16 protein-coding genes are annotated in these 17,745 nt (G+C 56.3%); 5 read left to right on the top strand and 11 right to left on the bottom strand.

Annotated features, from left to right (window positions below; all coding sequences use genetic code 11):
- Positions 1–209: 209 nt before the first annotated feature.
- Positions 210–1,406 (top strand): O-antigen ligase family protein, encoded by a 1,197-nt coding sequence (locus L861_RS01890; RefSeq protein WP_236617034.1) that lies wholly within the window; start codon positions 210–212, stop codon positions 1,404–1,406.
- Here L861_RS01890 and L861_RS01895 read toward each other — a convergent pair.
- Both L861_RS01895 and L861_RS01900 read right to left on the bottom strand, forming a co-directional pair.
- A complete protein-coding gene (locus tag L861_RS01895) occupies positions 1,389–2,678 on the bottom strand; it encodes a PIG-L family deacetylase (RefSeq protein WP_016414843.1) in 1,290 nt (429 codons plus the stop codon). The two genes, L861_RS01890 and L861_RS01895, sit on opposite strands and share 18 nt — an antisense overlap.
- Positions 2,675–3,886 carry a glycosyltransferase gene (locus L861_RS01900; RefSeq protein ID WP_016414844.1) on the bottom strand — a complete coding sequence of 404 codons (1,212 nt, stop codon included), beginning with the start codon at positions 3,884–3,886 and terminating at the stop codon, positions 2,675–2,677. The genes L861_RS01895 and L861_RS01900 overlap by 4 nt, the downstream gene beginning before the upstream one ends.
- A 415-nt stretch (positions 3,887–4,301) precedes the next feature.
- Here L861_RS01900 and L861_RS01905 point away from each other — a divergent pair, with 415 nt between their 5' ends.
- From L861_RS01905 to L861_RS01920, 4 genes are all read left to right on the top strand, one after another.
- Positions 4,302–5,468 carry a glycosyltransferase gene (locus tag L861_RS01905; RefSeq protein WP_021029082.1) on the top strand — a complete coding sequence of 389 codons (1,167 nt, stop codon included), beginning with the start codon at positions 4,302–4,304 and terminating at the stop codon, positions 5,466–5,468.
- A gap of 345 nt (positions 5,469–5,813) precedes the next feature.
- Entirely contained in the window at positions 5,814–6,671 is an 858-nt protein-coding gene (locus L861_RS01910; RefSeq protein WP_016414846.1) for a hypothetical protein, read from the top strand.
- A 96-nt stretch (positions 6,672–6,767) separates the two neighbouring features.
- Positions 6,768–7,343, top strand: a complete 576-nt coding sequence (locus L861_RS23455) for a serine O-acetyltransferase (RefSeq protein ID WP_016414847.1) — start codon at positions 6,768–6,770, stop codon at positions 7,341–7,343.
- A gap of 149 nt (positions 7,344–7,492) precedes the next feature.
- Positions 7,493–8,635 (top strand): glycosyltransferase family 92 protein, encoded by a 1,143-nt coding sequence (locus L861_RS01920; protein WP_016414848.1) that lies wholly within the window; start codon positions 7,493–7,495, stop codon positions 8,633–8,635.
- On the opposite strand, the gene L861_RS01925 is transcribed toward L861_RS01920, so the two are convergent.
- The 9 genes from L861_RS01925 to dctP form a co-directional block, all read right to left on the bottom strand.
- Positions 8,605–9,699 (bottom strand): glycosyltransferase, encoded by a 1,095-nt coding sequence (locus L861_RS01925; protein WP_016414849.1) that lies wholly within the window; start codon positions 9,697–9,699, stop codon positions 8,605–8,607. The genes L861_RS01920 and L861_RS01925 overlap by 31 nt on opposite strands.
- Positions 9,700–9,786: 87 nt before the next feature.
- The gene (locus L861_RS01930) at positions 9,787–10,881 is read right to left on the bottom strand and encodes a glycosyltransferase family 9 protein (RefSeq protein ID WP_016414850.1); all 1,095 of its coding nucleotides are present in this window, start codon (positions 10,879–10,881) and stop codon (positions 9,787–9,789) included.
- A 166-nt stretch (positions 10,882–11,047) separates the two neighbouring features.
- Positions 11,048–11,770 (bottom strand): lipopolysaccharide kinase InaA family protein, encoded by a 723-nt coding sequence (locus L861_RS01935; RefSeq protein ID WP_016414851.1) that lies wholly within the window; start codon positions 11,768–11,770, stop codon positions 11,048–11,050.
- Positions 11,771–11,802: 32 nt separating this feature from the next.
- On the bottom strand, positions 11,803–12,840 hold the full coding sequence (locus tag L861_RS01940) for a glycosyltransferase (RefSeq protein ID WP_236617035.1): 1,038 nt from the start codon (positions 12,838–12,840) through the stop codon (positions 11,803–11,805).
- 802 nt (positions 12,841–13,642) lie between these two features.
- The gene (locus L861_RS01945) at positions 13,643–13,945 is read right to left on the bottom strand and encodes an addiction module antidote protein (RefSeq protein ID WP_016414853.1); all 303 of its coding nucleotides are present in this window, start codon (positions 13,943–13,945) and stop codon (positions 13,643–13,645) included.
- Positions 13,942–14,274 carry a type II toxin-antitoxin system RelE/ParE family toxin gene (locus L861_RS01950; RefSeq protein WP_027947970.1) on the bottom strand — a complete coding sequence of 111 codons (333 nt, stop codon included), beginning with the start codon at positions 14,272–14,274 and terminating at the stop codon, positions 13,942–13,944. The genes L861_RS01945 and L861_RS01950 overlap by 4 nt, the downstream gene beginning before the upstream one ends.
- A gap of 337 nt (positions 14,275–14,611) precedes the next feature.
- Positions 14,612–15,898: a TRAP transporter large permease gene (locus tag L861_RS01955; protein WP_016414855.1), complete on the bottom strand. Its 1,287-nt coding sequence runs from the start codon at positions 15,896–15,898 to the stop codon at positions 14,612–14,614.
- Complete coding sequence (locus tag L861_RS01960) at positions 15,898–16,404, bottom strand: TRAP transporter small permease (protein ID WP_016414856.1); 507 nt, start codon at positions 16,402–16,404, stop codon at positions 15,898–15,900. Before L861_RS01960 ends, L861_RS01955 begins: the two co-directional genes overlap by 1 nt.
- 63 nt (positions 16,405–16,467) lie before the next feature.
- Entirely contained in the window at positions 16,468–17,490 is a 1,023-nt protein-coding gene (gene dctP / locus L861_RS01965) for a TRAP transporter substrate-binding protein DctP (RefSeq protein ID WP_016414857.1), read from the bottom strand.
- Positions 17,491–17,745: the final 255 nt, after the last annotated feature.

Consider the following 17,745-nt stretch of genomic DNA (forward strand, 5'->3'; position numbering starts at 1 on the left):
TCAGGGAGGCATGACTACCCTTGCCTTTCACCTTATGGCACTACGCACTAATGAAGAAAGTGATTGATATGCAGCAATGGATATCTGGGCTATCGGAAACACCGTGGCATTCTCCCAGGTGGCTCTGGTGGGTAGGTATTACGAGCCTTGCTATTTACGCCGCCTTACGCTTGCTCTGGCCAGAACTAGGGGAGCTAGGTGGTACTGTCATGGGCCTGTTGGGCCTGGGCTGCGTGCTTGCCTGCGGGAAGGGGCCTCGTTCCTCTGCGGCGCTTTGGCTGCTTCTGGCCGCCGTTGTTATCCAATTGATTACTTGGACCCTCGGTTTTTGGCACCATCCGGAGTGGGTGCCAGATAACCCGCAGTTAGATCGCATGGCAAAGTGGTTCTTGTTCATCGGCGTGGCTTGGTGGTTGGGTGGCAGTACGCGTGCCACCTTGGCAATATGGGGACTGGCTCTGTTCGGGTTCTTGCTGACGACATTGCTCACGGGTGGAGGGGGGGCTCAATGGCTTGCAGGCTTCCAAGGATATCGAATCGATTTCGACCTACAGAATGCCCAGCATACCGCCATGTTTTTCGGGACGGCTCTGCTCGGTGTTCTGGCATTTTCCCGCCGTCTGCTGATACCGGGGGCATGGGCGGCGGCTCGCCGCATCATCTGGGTGGCGGCACTGGGGATGTGTACGAGTGGTGTGGCTATCACTCAAACTCGTGCAGTGTGGTTGGCTGTGTTGCTAGTGTTGCCTTGCATGGCAGCCATCTACCTGTTTTGGAATTATTCTCAACGGCACTCCAACTCGGCGAGGAAAGTGACGGTTGCGCTCCTGCTGGGGGGAGCCATCGTACTATCTCTGATAGGCGTTACGTTTCATGATGGGATAGAGCGTCGAATTGTTAAAGAAAAAGAAACTCTTGTTGAACTACTTGAAGGAAACATCGATGCGGTTCCTTACACCAGCAGCATTGGGAACCGTGTATACACCTGGATTGCGGCAGCGGAGTGGATTCATGAGCGCCCCTTGATCGGGTGGGGAGAGAATGGCCGTAGTCTGGTAATACAGGAAACCGAATGGCTGCCAGAGTATACCCGTGAACATTACGGTCATTTGCACAATACCTTTCTGGAAGTGTTCGTTTCTTATGGTTTGATGGGCGTGGGGCTGTTGGCGGCGTTGGCCTGGTGGATTGGCTGGGGAACCTGGCGAGCCTGGCGGGGTGGGGTAATGCCGGGTGATATGGCGCTGTTTGGGTTTTCGTTTTTCATTTTCTGGGTAGTGGTCAACCAGTTCGAGGCCTACCTGTCGTTCTGGTCCGGAGTTTACGTGCACAACCTGATCGTCGGTGGATTGGTGACGCATATATGGCGGTGGCAGAGGGAGCAGTGTCTAATTAGGAGTGGCTAGCTTCTGAAAGGCCTCTCCGGACAGCATGGCGAAGGTTTCATGGGCCTTGATATGGGTCTGGAAATAGTCGTGGTGGCCGTAATCCTGGTAGGCGTTGCGGGGTAGTCCGCTGAGCCGCCGTTGCAGTGCGCGTTTCAGGCGTTTCTCCAGCCGCAGGTTGGCCCGTAGGTCATGCATGCTGTCCATGGCCACGGCCTTATCGCGTTGGGCGTCGAGTGGCAGGTATTGGCTGAAGAAGTGCCATGGTCCCAGCCGTGATTCGGCCTGGTTGAGTGGCCATGGGCCGGCGGCAGCATGGGCGGGGCCATAGGGAAAGCCACGTTGGCCGCGCAGGTGGTTGGCGTACAGTAATACTTGGTGTGGGCAATGCTTGGCGTTTTGCATGGCCAGGGCACAAGCATGGGCAGCGGCAATATGATCCGCATGCGGGTCGACTTCGGGGTGCGTGACGACCAGCGTGGTGGGGCGAATCTCGGCGAACAATGCCGCCAGGTCGCCGATCAGCTTGTCTCCCTGGTTGCCTGGGTTGGTGTCGCTGGGTAGCGGTCGCCGGTTCCAGGATCGGAACGTGGCAGGCGTGATGTCGGCGTTGGCTGCCGAGCAGATGCGTTGTTGGGGTTTTTCGAGTAGTTTCGACAAGGTGTCATTGAAATAGCCGAGCATCACCAGGCGCTCCGCGGAGATACCGGCCAGCATGGGGGTGGTGGCGCTATTCCAGGCGCGTATCCAGCCCTTGCGATGGGTAGCGGAGGCCAGGTCGTTATCTAGATTTGGCAGATACTGACGGTCCAGGCGCTTTTGTCGTTCGCCGGCGCTGAGTGTCACGATCCACGTTTGGCTGGAATAGTGCCGATAGAGCCCGAAGGCAGCCAACTCGGCATCATCAGGGTGTGGCGCGACGATGAGTAGCGGGCCGTCGTCCAAAGAGGGTACGCGAAAGCCTTGCAATACGGCTTGCTGCCCCAGCCGGCAGCGCTTGGTGTCCAGCTTTAGTTCATCAAGGCCTTGGATGCCGGTGAGATTGAGCCAGCGTTTGCCTTGTTGTCCCGCTTCCAGGTACTGGGTAAAGCGTTCGCTATTGCGTTCACTCAGTGTCACGCTGGGCTGCCCCCAGCGGCCGTTGGCGCGGTACTCGACACACAGCAACCAGCTATAGCGTTCGGCATCGAGCGCCTGCGGCATCGGCTCGACGTTCAATCGGCCCTCGCTATCGAGACTCGTGGCGAGCTCGATATCCGCCTGGAAGGGGTAGCGGTGGTCATGGGGTTTCATGGCATCTCCATTGCCGTGTCTGACGTGACGCGTGCCGGTGCGATCAGGTCCAGGAAGCGCTGACAGATGTTAACTTCATCGAAGCGTTCGGCCCAGGCGGGCTGGACCTTGACGGGGTCGTTCACGGCTTCCAGCATCTTCGCCGCAAGGCTTTCCGGTGTCTGGTCGGCAATCAGTCGTTGTTGTTCTTCGATGAGCACTTCGCGGATACCGCCTGGCGCATCAGTGGCTACACAAGCCGTGCTCAACGCCAGGGCTTCGATGAGTACCAGCCCCAACCCCTCGCATCGCGAACTGAGCACGAGCGCAGTGGCCTGGGCCATCCAAGGGTAAGGGTTCTCTTGCTGGCCAAGGAAGTGAACCTGGTGGTCGATTCCCAGTTGCTTGGCTTGGGCTTCCAGTTGTGTTCGTTCCGAACCGCCGCCAATCATGACCAGTGGCATGTCCAGCCCTGCCTGGCGTGCCTGATGATACGCCTCGAGCAAGAGTGACTGCTGTTTGACCGGCACCAGCCGTGCCACATGCACCAGATAGGGGGACAAGATCTCCGGCATCACGTTGGCTTTGCTGAGCTGCCGAACGTGATCAATGGGCACGGCGTTGTGAATGACTTCTTGGCGTTGCAGTGAAACCCCACACCCCCCCAGGTAAGTGCTGAGTTCATTGGCCACGCCCTGCGAGACACAAATGACTTGCTTGCCGGAGTAGAGGGTACGGGTTAGCCAGTGACACAGTAAGCGATGATGAAAGCGTCCGGTAACGGCTTCCACGACACGCCAGCAGCGCGGGTCGTCCACTTTCCATAGCATTTCGAAGGCGCCTTGGCCTCGAATCAAGATCTGGTCGAACTTCCCATGCTCGGTTTCCAGGTTGCCCAGGAAGTCCTGAAAGTAGCGGCTGACGAGCCGGCCTTGCCAGACGAATCCCGAACCGGGCAGCAGGGCCTTGAGCAGGGTGCGTGACAAAAGGAGATACGCCAACCCTGGCAGAGTGCGGCTAGCGTGACGTTCGAAGTCCCGACAGTGAACGGTCACGTTGGAAGCGGGTGTCTGCTTCGGCTGGCCCTTGAGTACCAGCAAGTGCACATCGTGGCCTTGACCAGCCAATGCATTGGCGAGGGTGAGGGTGGCCTGTTCGATCCCTCCTATTCCCAGTCGGCGGATGACGATCAGGATTCGGCGAGTCGCCGTGGATGTGTGGTTACGCATGAGCCCGCTTTGTTTCTATAGGTAAAAAAAGAGCGCGAAATGTTACAGGGAAAGGCAGGGTTTTTCCTGCTCGATATCGGAAAAACGAATAAGTGCTTGCACGGGCTCGGCATTCCCACCCCAACGCTACGCGGCGTGACGCATGTAATGAAAAACCGTTCTTCTGAGCACTGCATCGCCAGGCGCTTGGTCGCTTGTGGCTCATCTGGTTTTGATGCATGCTTGCCCGCATGAAACACACCCCATATTTTCCCTGTGCCAAGCGTGGCGATGATGGCTTCATGCCGAGGCGTTGCCAGCCATCGTCGACCTTTTCGTTATCGGCCGATGTATGTAATAACTTGAACGCGATGTCTGGCTCATATCGCGATGATGTGGGCAGCCGGTTCTCCAGCAGGTGGGATAACGCGAATCAATGAGAACCTTGGTGGTCGTGCGCTCGCTGAAGATGGGGGGAATGGAACGTGTCGCGGTTAACTTGGCAGATGCGTTCGCGGAAGTAGGTCACGAAAGCCATCTACTGACGTTTCGTAAGGTCAGGCGTTCCTTGTCTCCTTCTCGTTCCGATGTGAAGGTTCATCATTTCCCCTTGCATTGGGCATTGCGCCTGTCGTTGGTGGGCGCCGTCGCCGAGGCGCTATCACGCTGGTTTCTCAATCCGCTGATTCGACGTTCCTATTTTGTGTGTCCGGGCTTCCTGGGAGGGTATCTGTTCAGGGCTTGGCTGTGGTGGTTCGAGCGTCGACATGGCCGGGTCGACCGTATCATCTTCCGTGGGGTTGGCACGTTCGAGCAGGTATGGAGCTATCGCGACCCACGTGCGCGCTTTGTGCTCGAGAACCTGGTTTACCGGCGTATGACGAATTGGAGGCGGCGGCTGTTTGCCCGTTGTCTTTTTCAGGGCAAGCATTTGGTGGCGGTATCGCGGGGGGTGGCGAAAAATGTTGAGGACGCGCAGCGTGCGCTTGGCTTCACGCCGGCTTCGCTGTCGGTGATCGTCAATCCCTGCCCGCTGGCGTCGATACGTCACCTGATGCAAGAGCCCGTACCCGAAATTCCCGATCAGCCCTATATCGTCAATGTGGCGCGTCTGGTACCCGCCAAGGATCAGGCCCTGCTGTTGCGTGCCTACGCCATTGCCGCGCCTGAAGAGCTTCTGGTATTGGTCGGTGCCGGCCAAGAACGTAAGCGGCTCGAGGCATTGGCGGAAGAACTGGGTATCCGTGACCGGGTGATCTTCGCTGGCCAGCAGGCCAACCCTTACCCCTGGATGCGCCACGCTCGGTTGTTCGTGCTCAGCTCGCGCTTCGAGGGTATGGGTATCGTGTTGTTCGAAGCTCTGGCCTGTGGAACCCCGGTACTTTCCGTCAATTGCCCGGGTGGTGTCCGCGAGATTCTCAAGGGGCCATTGGAGAGTGCCTTGGTGCCCCACGATGCCGAGTCGTTGGCCGAGGGGATACGCGTTGCCTTGCGAGGTGAAGATCCGTCCATCAACGACGCCTGGCTGGAGGATTTTCAGCCACGGACCGTCGTCGCGCGTTTTCTTGAGGGAGTTAGCAGTCGTCCGTCAAGCCAAGTGTAGTTGGATTGAGTATTATCGCGTGATGCTGATATCAATCTTGGACTTACCCAAGTTGTTATCGATAATAGTCACATGGTGGTAATGGATTGTTGGCTGATCGCAAGCAGCCTATGTCAGGCTGGGAATAAGTAGACATTAATGAAAAATGAATAACGATTTTTTATTGTTGCCACTTCCCTCGGAGCATTCCCCCACTTCTAGCGCCTGTTGGGGGGCTGTCTTGCGGGCTCTCAGAGAGCTCGAGGCGTAGGTCGAATGAGGGATATCAAGAACCAAAAGGCGTGGCTGCCTGTGTCAATAGGCGCGTTCCACGCCTTTGACTTTGCGCCTCTTCACGACCCGCGTATGCGCTGGCAGATTCTTCGTGCTTGGTTGCAGGTGGTGACCCGTGAAACGTTCCAGACCAAGATCGGGATTCCATTGGAAATGGCCCTATTGTCGCTCTGGGAGCAAGGTTTGCCTGGTGCTCGGGTCGTTGAACGTCTGGGGTTGCCACGGCGTGCGGTTGAGAGCCTTCTGGGTGATGCTCTGGTCGTTCATGTCGATCCTCGACAACTTATCCGTAGTGCCGATTGGCGAGGTTACCCTGACCGTAAACGACCCTCATCGTCCGCTTTCATTTGGGATGGTGACTGGGATCAGCGGCGGAGAGACCTACGCCATGGCTCGCGCTACCGCTTTATCAGTGATATCGATGCTCACCGCGACAACCTGAGGCAAACCGAGCGTTTTCGTAGTTTATCCAAGCGGCTTGAGGCCGGCCGTCCGTGGTCGTCACATCAGCAGGGGGTACTGCTTGATTCCGAAGAGCGGATTTTGGTTTATCTTCGGATTTACCTGGGGTTTCTCGATGACATGGCAACACATGGCTTCGATGCCTCACGAGGTAAGGATGACCTGGGGGTGGCGATCACGCGAGAAGGGCGTGTGCTCAAGATCAACCGTGGCCTGCATCGCTTGGCCATGGCTCAGCATATCGGACTTCGCTCGGTGCCAGTGCGCGTGAAGGCTGTACATCGGATGTGGTGGCAGCGGGTGACTAACGGCTCGAGCGGGGCTGCGGCACTGGCTAGAGTCCAGATGGCGCTAGCGCATTGCCACCCTGAGGACAAGCCGGGTAGCCAGGATCCTGCAACCACCCCTGAAGCCTTTGATTGGCCAGTTCCCCGGTTGCCAACGAATCATTCCGTAGAGGCGGAATAGGCAAAGAAGAGAGCTTGTGCTGAAGGAACACCACGTTAGCGTGACGGTCTACCCGTTTCGGCGGGTCGTATTGAATTCCTTTCAGCACGAGGGCGTATGGGTTGGCGCGATTTCCAAAGCTGTTGCGAAAAGGAAGTACTGAAAGGTAGCACCTCCTGGCAAGTGCTCCGGCTACTGAAGGTCAGGCTGTTTGGTGCACCGAACCGGCAAGCTATCGTCATGCTTCGTTGGGCACAACTGCTATATGCGACCGGACATAAGCACTTGGCTAACGTGGCGTTTGCCCGGTTGGCGAAACGCTATGGCGTTTATGTGGGGCAATACACCGAAATTGGCCCAGGCCTCAAGCTGCCTCATCCCACCTCGATCGTGATCGGAGAAGGTGTGACCCTGGGGCGTAGGGTTCGCCTGTTCCAGCAAACGACAATTGCCGGTGCTCCCAAGGAGGGTTCGGGCTTGGTGCCCCGTGTAGGGGATGACGTCACGATATATCCCGGTGCCAAGATCGTGGGTGATGGGTGTGTGGGCAACAATGTCGTCATTGGGGCCAATGCGGTCGTCACCGAGGCGTTCGGCGATAACCTGGTAGTTGCCGGGGTGCCGGCCAGGGTCATTTCACGGCGCGATACAAACGCCGAGACACGCGCAAAAGCGGCTTTGCATATGGCGTAAGACGGCCGATATCTGCCTCGCGGGGTCTGATGGCCCGGTTTTTGGTTGACACTGAGACAGACTTGTATATAAACGTAACGAGGTGAATTATGCATAACTAATAGAAAAATGAGCATGTTGCTCATAGTACGCAGGGATAAGAGGCTGTTGTGGTAAATACGGATATCAACCCGGTTGTAATACCTGAGGGTATTGCGATCTCTCGTGCCCCTAATGGAAATGACAACGTCGATCGTAAGGGCTTGACGCGCTTCGACAAGAAAACGATTTTTTATGATGTGTTCATTGACCGCTCAAAAGCCAAGCTGATTGCTATCGGCCCCCCGGCGCTCAACCTGGCCGATTATGTGGCAGCGATGACGCTCACTGTCAATGGAGAGCGAGTTGCCTACGATTTCAAGGATCTCCCTGAGTACAAGCTTTCCTTCCTCGAAGTGACGCTGAAGCCTGCCGATGTCTACGCGCTGCGCTTTTCGTTCGAGGACTTTACCCAGGAGCTATGTCTTTCCTCAGGCAAGTTGCCTCATGGGCTTAGGGTCTTGGCAGCCATATCGAAAGACAATGAAATCGAATGGATTTCCGATTGGGTGGATTTCTATAGGAAAAACTATTCGATAGATGAAGTGTTGGTTTATGACAATGGCAGTCGGAATGTCGACGAGTTGGAGGCAGCCTTGGAGGGGCGGGCACATGTCATTCGCTGGCACTTCCCTTATGGGCCGCCAAAGAAACGGTTCAATAAGTTTGCACAGCCTGGTGCCCTTAATCATTGCTTGTTGAAATACACAAAGCATGGTGTGCTTTTCAATTTCGATATTGACGAGCTACTGATTGCTGATCGCGAGAAACTGGATGAGGAGCTGGATTCGAGTGGGACGTTATATGTGAGTAGCTATAACGTGCCATTCGTTGACCCAGGGAAGCCACGATATAGCTATTATGATTTTTCACATAGGCTGGAGAACATAAGGACCTCTGCGAGAAAATTCATTTGCAAGGCTGATGCCGTCGATATTATTTCCCAGCACAATACGTGGGTGTATAAGGGACGTAGTTTCTGGAAGCGCCTCAAGAGGAACAAGCCTGAAGCCAAACAGAGTCGTGATGCCTATTTCCTCCATTTCCTTGGCATTACCACCAACTGGCAGCCTGACCTCGACAAGTTAAAGCCGGCCTCCAAGGACGGCCTGGTATTTGATGATAGCCATTGCCTCATGAAACCGGTGACACCAGTGGCGGCTTTCGATAAGAGGGGAGCCGCTCATGTCGAAACCGTTGGCAGTGAGAGATAGCGTGAAGCCACTGCTTCCGGGGTGTAGGCGGCAATGGCTTCAGAGGTGATGGTTGGCGGGGCTTCGAGCATTTCACGAATGGCTTGGCCATATCGGTCGATATCGTTCAGCGGTACCAGGCCCCGTACCAGGTCGCCGGTGAGGATATCGCTTGGCCCCGATAGGCAGTCGGTACTGACTACCGGGGTACCGCAGGCCAGGGCTTCCAGCAGGACATTGGGCAGCCCTTCATAGTCGGAAGCCAGTAGCAACACGCTGGCCTGGCGCATATAGGGGTAGGGGTTATCCCGTGCCCCCAATAGCGTCACTCGCTGTTGCAGGCCGAGTGATTCGATTTCCTTCTCGACGGCGTCGCGGTCGCCATCGCCAATGAGTACCAGCGGTAGTTCGGTGCCGCTGGCTTGGTAGCCGCGCAACAGCCTGTCCAGGCGTTTCTGGCGCATGTTGAGGCGGCCGACGTAGACGCAAAAGTGGGTATCGCGTAGTTCCGGCTCGGGGATCGGCTCGAGCATTCGAGCCTGGATGTGTGAGACTTCCAGCACATTAGGGATTACGAGGGTCTTGGCCGGCCGCACCCCGAGTTGTTCCAGCGACCTAAGATTGGTGCTCGAGAGTGCGATGATGCGCTTGTTGCCATACAGGCGACGTATTTTCCTGAGCTTGATGCTCCTGCGCCAACCGTGCTTGTTGGAAAGCAGTTCCTGCAGTGGGTCGGAACGAATGCACATCCAGGCACTGTCGGCCAGTTTCGAGCGCCGCGCGACTTGGTGAGCGTGGTGTAGGTGAGATACCACCAAGTCGAATTCGAGGCGATTGTTGTCGAGGAATTCATTGAGGATATTGGCATGTAATTGATAGCGATGTAGCTTCTGCCAACGGCCTTTCGGCGTGAAAGGCACGACATGCGCTTCGGCGTCTTCGGGAATGGGTAATCCCAGCCGGTCGGATAACGAGATCAGCGTGACGTGGCTTCCTGCCGCCAGCAAGGCCCGAGTGATTTTCAGGACAGAGCGTGGGGCCCCGCCACTGGCAATTTGGTCAATGAGAAATAATACGCGAGCCATGCGCAAATGCCGTCCTGAGTGGTTGACTTATTGACGATCGCCAAGGTTGACGGAGGTAACGCCAACAGGCAAGTGTTGCTGATGATATCAATGGTCCAGTGCTGCTTTTGGAAACGCAGACGAGGGGGTGGAGAGATTCGCCAACCTGGCTAGCGCCTCACGTACGGCTTGCATATCCAGATCCTTCAGGTGATCGCCGCTTATCAAGGTTTCCCGTTGCGGGGAAAGAGGCCGCCAGCGATCCTGGCGCTTGGCAAACAGCGCCAATACGGGGCGATCGAAGGCACTGGCCATATGCAATACGGAGGTATCGGGCGTCACTACCAGAGCCGAGTGTTTCACAATGGCCGCGCTATGATGGATGCTCATCGGGACATCGAGTCGCCTGGCCTTGTTTACTCTATCGGCCAGGGCATTGGCTTTTTTCTCGCCGGCAGGACTACATACGGCCACGATAGGAAGACCGTATGTTTCTTCGATATACCCGCAGATTTCCTGGGCTTGATCGAGTGTCAGGCTACGAGCTGCCTTGCTGCCATCCATGTTCAGGGCGATATAGGGGCCGATATCGCCTAACGCCTGGCAGACGTCGGCATCCACAGATGCTTCGATAGGAATTTCATAGTTGCCAGGAACATTGGCAATCCCGGCGTCACGCATGAGCAGTGCCCAGCAGGTAGGATATGGGGCGAACTCGCGGTGCAGCTTCTGTGCTTGCCGGCAAATCGAGGAGAAGCAACGCATCCGGCTCTTGCTAATGTGCAGGTTGCTGCGGGCTTTGAGGGTACCGACAAAGGCTCTGGTCCTGGTGTCGTTACGGGTGGTGCCTTCTACGCAAAGGTCGATGGTACCGTAGAGGTCGCTAATTTCCCGTGCGACCGCTTTATGATTGCTGACGTTGCGTTCATCACGAATCATGATGGTGGTGATGTCTCCCTCCGCTACCAAGGGGGAAAAAACGCCATCATTATGACGGGAAGTCACCACGATCAAATGACGAGTGCCCCCCTGTAGTGCTCGAATGACCGGAAACACGGCCATGGCATCGCCGATACGCTTGGGTACGTAAAGGACCGCAACGTTAACCGCCCCAGGCTGCCAAGGCTGAGGATCATAGTCGTAATATATTTCCTCGAGTGCGACGCGTGCGTATCGAATGGGGTGCTTAAGAAATTTCTTCATAACTCCGTGTCAATGAGTCAAGGTTCATTAAGTTTCATTTCTGTCATTTGTATTCCCGCCTACCGGTTCTCATTCGTGACTTATTGTGTGTGACTTCGTAGTAAGGAGTAGCGCCTGCATTTTAGGTTGCTCTCGTCATCAAGGCCAGATAGTGCCCGCAGCCCAGTTAGCTGGTCGCTTGTGAGGTGTGCGACCACTGCTCACGTAGTCGTTGCTCGGCATAGCGGCGGTATGTCTCGCCACGCAGCTTGTTGACGGTCAGCGAGCGGCTCAGGGCCTGCCATTTGGCGTCGGTGTTTCTTGGCAATGTCCGCACATGCGCGTCGATCCACACGATGTCGTCACTGGCAGTGACCAGCAGATTGTTGTAATGCAGGTCGCGGTGCACGAAGCCTGCTTTGGCCAGTTGGACGACCTCACCAACGAAGCGTTCCAGAAAGCGGTGCTTGCCGGCTTCGTCCAAGGCGTCGAAATACTCGCCCCCTGGCCTTGCTGTGGGTAGATACTCCATCAACAGTAGTGAGGCATTGCGATTGCGAGGGTTCAGTGATACGCCCCACCCGTGACAGGTTGGGGTTTGCAGACCGGCCTTGCGCAGGATGCGTAGACTAAGGAATTCCTTGCGAGCGTCGGTTTGCAGTAGCCAGCGTTTCTCCAGATAGTCACGACCGAACCACTGGAACGGATGATGGCGCTTGTCGAACTTATCGGGAACGACCTTGGCCAGCACTGTCTGGTCGTCGGAGACGTAGAAGCGGCTGCTGGCGTGTTGCTCGAATTCCTGAGTGGTGGTGGTACTTGCCAGGTGCAGCCGATCGGGCATGTGCCAGGGGTGGAACACCAGATAGCGGCGGCGCGCATCGTTGAAGGGGATGTCGAGTAGCTGCATGTCGTGCTTCCTTGCGCTTGTCGCTATGCAGACTACAGCGCTTCGAACTGTGGAATGACATTTTCCGCCAGGAATTGCTCATAATGCCTGGCTTCTATCTTGACCGGAGCCTGGTCCATGCGTTTTATCGCATCGGCCAGGCTCTTTTCGTTTTCGGGCGCCACCAGGAAATCGGCAAGTTCTTGGGTCAGAATTTCCCTCGGGCCACTGGGGCAGTCGACGCTGACCACCGGAGTGTTGAGCATTAACGCTTCGATCAATACCCGCGGTAGCCCTTCGGAATCCGAGGTCAGGATCAGGGCCTTGGCAGCTTGAATGTAAGGGTAAGGGTTGGTGCGGTAGCCGAGCACGGTGACTTGGTCCTGCAGGCCTAGCTCGTCGATGAGCGCCCGAATTCGCGTTTCCTGGCCGCCCTTGCCCAATAGAACGAGCGGGGTGGTCACGCCACTGGCTTTATACGCCCGTAATAGACGGTCGTGGCGCTTGACCGGGGTAAAGGCGCCAATGTGGATGAAGTAATCTTCATGCGGCAGTTCGGCTTCTTCCTGGGCCATCTTGACGAACGGTGCACGATCGTAAGGGTTGTAGATGGTGCGGATCTCCGCCGGCTTCAGGCCGACGACTTCCAGCAAGCTCTTTTCCACGCCATGCGAAACGGCCACCACCTTGCGGTGATCGTATTGGCGGCGCTGGCGGGCAAACACCTTGTCTCGCTTCGGTGAATTCTGAAAGCGTGCCGAGATGTCGCTCTTGATCCAGAAGTACAGATTGGGATGCTTCAGGTGCTGGGTGATCTTGTCGCAGGAGCAGGACAGCACCACATCTGGCTGAAATTGGTCGAGTGCCTTGGCAATGCGGCTGGCTTGCCATTTCTCGATCAATACGCTGTTCAGTGCCTTGGTGGTCTTGGTGATCACCGCCAGGTTGATCACTTCTAGCCCTTCGGGAATCTGCTGCTCGATACGGTCGCGCAGGATGAAGACCTTGACGTCATTGCCGTGCTGGCGAAGCCCATCGGCCGTGTACAGAAGCGATTTCTCGGCGCCGCCGCCATAAAGATCCGATATCACGAAGGCGAAGCGTTTCCTGCTCATAGGGGACCTTGGTTGATTCTGAACGGACAAGAGGGAAGGGAAACCGAGAGTCCCCGATTGCCAAGCATGGCAGTGTACTGGATTTGGGCTGTCAGGCGAAATATGGCTGCTCGGTCGTGAACGGACTAAGCCGGCCGGGTGGCCGGATCGCGCAGAAAATCTGCGCTCCCACCAGGGCTGCGATTGGCATGGGTGAGGTGGGAGCGAAGCTCTGCTTCGCGATGATGGTGGTTTGCCACCAATGCCGGCCTGGCGGCCGGATCGCGCAGAAAATCTGCGCTCCCACAGGGGCTGGAGGTGGCATGGGGTTATTGTGGGAGCGAAGCTCCGCTTCGCGATGACGGTGGCTTTGCCACCAATGCCGGCCTGGCGGCCGGATCGTGCAGCAAGCTGCACTCCCACGAGGGCTGCGGTTGGCATGGGTGAGAAGGGAGCGAAGCTCTGCTTCGCGATGACGGTGGCTTTGCCACCAATGCCGGCCTGGCGGCCGGATCGCGCAGAAAATCTGCGCTCCCACCAGGGCTGCGATTGGCATGAGTGAGGTGGGAGCGAAGCTCTGCTTCGCGATGACGGTGGCTTTGCCACCAATGCCGGCCTGGCGGCCGGATCGTGCAGCAAGCTGCGCTCCCACGAGGGCTGCGGTTGGCATGGGTGAGGTGGGAGCGAAGCTCCGCTTCGCGATGATGGTGGCTTCGCCTCCAATGCCGGCCTGGCGGCCGGATGACTGCCAAGGTGTCTTACTAGGAGAGGGACTCCCACCAATCAGGGGCAATTCCGGTCAGGATGCATGAGTTAGATCATGGAAGTGGATGCCGGTTGCCTTAATGACAGCGGTCATGGTTTTCAGCGTGGGGTTGCCCTTGGGAGATAACGCACGATACAAGCTTTCACGTGAAAGCTTGGCGCGTTCAGCCACGGCTGCCATGCCGCCTTGCGCCTCGACTACGTGGCGCAGAGCCATCAGGAAGGCCGCTTCTCCTTCTTCTTCATCCAGTTCGTCGAAGGCGGTTCGGAGATAATCTATCGCCATGGAAGGGTCACTGCGCAACATCTCGATGACTGCATCGTCGTGTCGTTTCATGTCTTGGTTCTCCTCCGGTGGTCTGCCAGAAACGACTTGGCTTGTTCGATGTCGCTTTGCTGACGTTTCTTCGTTCCACCGATCAGTAGCATAACCAGGCGCTTGCCTACTTGTGCGTAATACACACGGTAGCCAGGCCCGTAATCAATTCGCAGCTCAAACACACCATCTCCCACAGCCTTGGAATCACCTGCATTTCCTGCTGCCAGCCGGTTGAGGCGAGTCAATACTCGCATCGTTGCTTGACGGTCTCGGTATTTGGTTGAGTCCAACCAGGCCTGGAAAGGGTCGTATCCGTCGGCTGTCAGGTAATGAGTGAGCTCTATCATGAGAGCCACTGTAGCCTATAAGCTACATCAGGGAAAGGCTTGCTTCTTGAGGAGTAGGGAAGTGAACCTATATTGCCTTGGTCCCAAACCGGCCTGGCGGCCGGATCGTGCAGAAAATCTGCGCTCCCACAGGGACTGGAGGTGGCATGGGGTTATTGTGGGAGCGAAGCTCCGCTTCGCGATGAAGCTGGCTTGCCACCAATGCCGGCCTGTCGGCCGGATCGCGCAGAAAATCTGCGCTCCCACGGGGGCTGCGGTTGGGATGGGTGAGGTGGGAGCGCATGGCCTGGCGCTCCGGTTCATTGCTAGATGGAGAGGCTGGCACGCAGGCGAGGAATCATATCCAGTGTGTTACCCAAAGGATAATCTCCGGGAAGGCCGTGAACAGCCCTACGGCGCCCAGCAGGATCATCCAGTAGGGCAGTGATGCCTTCGCCGCGGCGGTCAAGTCGACATCGTTATTCGAAATCGACGACAGCACGAATAGGTTGAGTCCCACGGGTGGCGTGATCATGCCGATTTCGATCAGCAGTGTGACAATGATACCGAACCAGATGGGATCGAAGCCCAGGCTGGTAATCATCGGGAAGGTGATGGGCAGTGTCATCAGCAATAGCGAGATGCCGTCGAAAAAGCACCCGAGCACGATATAGACGATGACAATCATGAATAGAATGCCGTAGGGGCCCAGGCCGAAGCCTCCGATCGCGTCAACGGCAGCACGCGGGATACCTAGCAGGCTGACAGCCTGCGACAGGATCACTGTGCCTATCAGGATCATGCCGATAGCGGCGAACATCAGCGAAGCATGCTTGAAGGCTTGCCACAGGCGTTGCAGGGTCAGGTCTCCCCATGTCATCCCGAGTACGATACTGGCGACTACGCCGAGTGCGGCGGACTCGGTGGGAGTGGCGATGCCCAGGTAGATGGTGCCGAGTACGAAGAAGATGAGGATGGGGAGCGGCCAGATTTCCAATACCCCATGACGGATGTCAGCCCAGATGATTCTGTCTTTCGATGCTGGTGTCACTGACTCGCCGATGTTGGAGCGGATCATGATCCATATCGAGAATGCGGCAGCGATCAACAGGCCTGGCAGCATGCCGGCAATGAATAGCTTGCCAATGGATACGTTCTGGGTGGCGCCATAGATGATCAGTGCCAGGCTGGGAGGAATGAGCAGCCCCAGCGTACCTCCGGCGGCCAGAGTGCCCACCACTACGCTGGGTTTGTAACCGCGCCTCTTGAGCTCGGGATAACCTACTGAACCTATCGCTGCCGCGGTGGAGGTGCTGGAGCCACTGACGGCACCGAAGAGGGTACACACGGCAATATTGGTATGCAGCAGTTGTCCGGGAATGCGCGCGAAAAGTGGTGTCAGCCCGTTATAGACTCGCCTGGACACACCGCTGGCCAGGAGGATCTCACCGAGGAAGATGAACAACGGCACAGCGCTGAGCGTGAAGTCGGTGAGCATGTTCCAGGTGGCGTTGATGGCGAGCGGTGTGGCACCGTTGGCCTGGAAGTGAAGCATAAACATGCCGGTGAGACCGAGGGCTGCGCCCAGAATCGCGCCGCTCGAGAGAAAAACGATCAGGCTTCCACTGAGTAGTAACCAGCTCATTAGATTGCATCCTCTGTCGGGGATTTTTTCGCAAGCGGTGGGCGTATCCCGTGCCGTAGCTGCACCAGCAAGCACAACAGCATGGAGAATGGCATGATCGCCATCCACGGCCACAAGAGGATGCTGCTGATGTCGGTCCGTGAGTCGATGGAGTATGAGAATCCCATGAAATCCCAGGCCTCATAGGCAAAGATCAGGCAGAACGCTATCAACGTCATCGTGCCGACGAGATCCATGATCCGAGCCATCGGCGCAGGTGCGAGGTTCATGAGTATTTCGATACGAATGTGTCTGCCTTTATCGAGTACATGAGGCAGGCATAGAAAGGTCAGCGATAGAAAGAGCAGGCCAGCGAGTTCGTCTGAAAAACGCAAGGGGCGGCCACCGAGATAGCGCATCAGCGTACTGATGAAAATGAGTGCTGTCATGATCACGCCACCGATCACGCCTAGAATGAAGGATCCGTATGCCGTTCTCGCAATCAGGAGATTGATTTTTTGTATCATTGAGAATGCCTACCCCACAAAAGAGGAAGGAGTCGGCTACTGTTGCCGACTCCTTTCGTGTTGCTATTCGGAAAGTGCCTGTGTGACGGTGTTGTAATAGTGCATTCCATCTTCTCCAGCGTTTTCGGCCATGGTTTTCCAGGTCCCCCACGCTGCCGTGACGAAGGTGTCGACGTCTGCTTCGGAGAATGGTGGCAGGATGGTAATGCCTAGCGATTCACGCTCTTCCCGTGCCTGAGCTTCGCGTTCGGGACTGACGGCAATCTCGCGTGTCTCTTCCCAAATCTCTTGACCCGCTTCCTCGAGTGCCTGCCGCTGGTTGTCATCGAGTCGTCCCAAGCTTCTCTCACTGATCCCGAAAATCCACGGGGAGGCAGCCCAGGGATGTAGATAGGACTCATATTCCGTGACTTCTTGCAGAGAGACGGTCTTGGCTACGGTGGAAAGGTAGTAGGCGCAGTCCACGACTCCTGTTTGCAGCGCCATGTACATGTCGTTTTGGGGAATCACTTGTGCGGAGATGCCTAGTGCATCAAAGGTATCGACCAAATGTCGTGACCAGACACGTACCTTCTTGCCCTTCAGGTCTTCGAGGGAATTGACTGGCTCTTTGCAATGGAGGCCGACATCGAAAATGGGGGCGACTACACCGCCAACCGTTTGGATGTTCCACTTTGCAAAGCCGTCGTCGTACATTTCCTTGATGACGGGAAGGATATCGAGGTGCTGCTCCGCATCGGTAATCGCTCCCTGGGCATATACCGATGCCAGGGCAGGCGCGTCACGTGTATAATATTCGCCATATAGCAGCGCCATATCTACCATGCCGCGTTGCAGCGTTCGCAGAATATCGGCTTCTTTAAGGCCCAAAGCTCCTGCATGGTAGACTTCGATTTTCAGTTCCCCACCAGATTTTTCATCGACCAGCTTGGCGAATCTTTCGATATGCTCGGCTTCTGGACGAGTTTGCGAGAGCCCACTATGAAAATTGAGGGTGATGGCATCTGCCTGGGCACTCCCAGCCGTTGCTATCATGCCAAGCATGGCCACGCTTAATGCCAATTTCTTGCTATTGTAATTCTTCATTTCATGCCTCTATCAGCAGGATGGGTGCATTCATCATGCTGTAGAGCCATCCCATCACAAGGGACGGTTTGCGACACCAAAGTGCCGGCAAGCGACATTGAGAAAAATAGCGGATTACCGACTTTATACCTGCGAAACTTAGTCAATTCTAAAACAGTATGCTTGTATGTTGTTTTGCGATCTGTCGATAGACATCCTGCTCCCGGATTGATAGGCATCAATGACAGGGAAAGAGATATTCACTTGATCGGGTGT

The sequence above is a fragment of the Litchfieldella anticariensis FP35 = DSM 16096 genome (genome assembly GCF_000409775.1).
Lineage (GTDB): Bacteria > Pseudomonadota > Gammaproteobacteria > Pseudomonadales > Halomonadaceae > Litchfieldella > Litchfieldella anticariensis.

Coding starts and splice junctions, on each gene's coding strand:
- L861_RS01890 (WP_236617034.1), top strand. CDS start 210: ATGGGCCTGTTGGGCCTGGGCTGCGTGCTTGCCTGCGGGAAGGGGCCT.
- L861_RS01895 (WP_016414843.1), bottom strand. CDS start 2,678: ATGAAACCCCATGACCACCGCTACCCCTTCCAGGCGGATATCGAGCTC.
- L861_RS01900 (WP_016414844.1), bottom strand. CDS start 3,886: ATGCGTAACCACACATCCACGGCGACTCGCCGAATCCTGATCGTCATC.
- L861_RS01905 (WP_021029082.1), top strand. CDS start 4,302: ATGAGAACCTTGGTGGTCGTGCGCTCGCTGAAGATGGGGGGAATGGAA.
- L861_RS01910 (WP_016414846.1), top strand. CDS start 5,814: ATGCGCTGGCAGATTCTTCGTGCTTGGTTGCAGGTGGTGACCCGTGAA.
- L861_RS23455 (WP_016414847.1), top strand. CDS start 6,768: ATGGGTTGGCGCGATTTCCAAAGCTGTTGCGAAAAGGAAGTACTGAAA.
- L861_RS01925 (WP_016414849.1), bottom strand. CDS start 9,699: ATGGCTCGCGTATTATTTCTCATTGACCAAATTGCCAGTGGCGGGGCC.
- L861_RS01930 (WP_016414850.1), bottom strand. CDS start 10,881: ATGAAGAAATTTCTTAAGCACCCCATTCGATACGCACGCGTCGCACTC.
- L861_RS01935 (WP_016414851.1), bottom strand. CDS start 11,770: ATGCAGCTACTCGACATCCCCTTCAACGATGCGCGCCGCCGCTATCTG.
- L861_RS01945 (WP_016414853.1), bottom strand. CDS start 13,945: ATGAAACGACACGACGATGCAGTCATCGAGATGTTGCGCAGTGACCCT.
- L861_RS01950 (WP_027947970.1), bottom strand. CDS start 14,274: ATGATAGAGCTCACTCATTACCTGACAGCCGACGGATACGACCCTTTC.
- L861_RS01955 (WP_016414855.1), bottom strand. CDS start 15,898: ATGAGCTGGTTACTACTCAGTGGAAGCCTGATCGTTTTTCTCTCGAGC.
- L861_RS01960 (WP_016414856.1), bottom strand. CDS start 16,404: ATGATACAAAAAATCAATCTCCTGATTGCGAGAACGGCATACGGATCC.
- dctP (WP_016414857.1), bottom strand. CDS start 17,490: ATGAAGAATTACAATAGCAAGAAATTGGCATTAAGCGTGGCCATGCTT.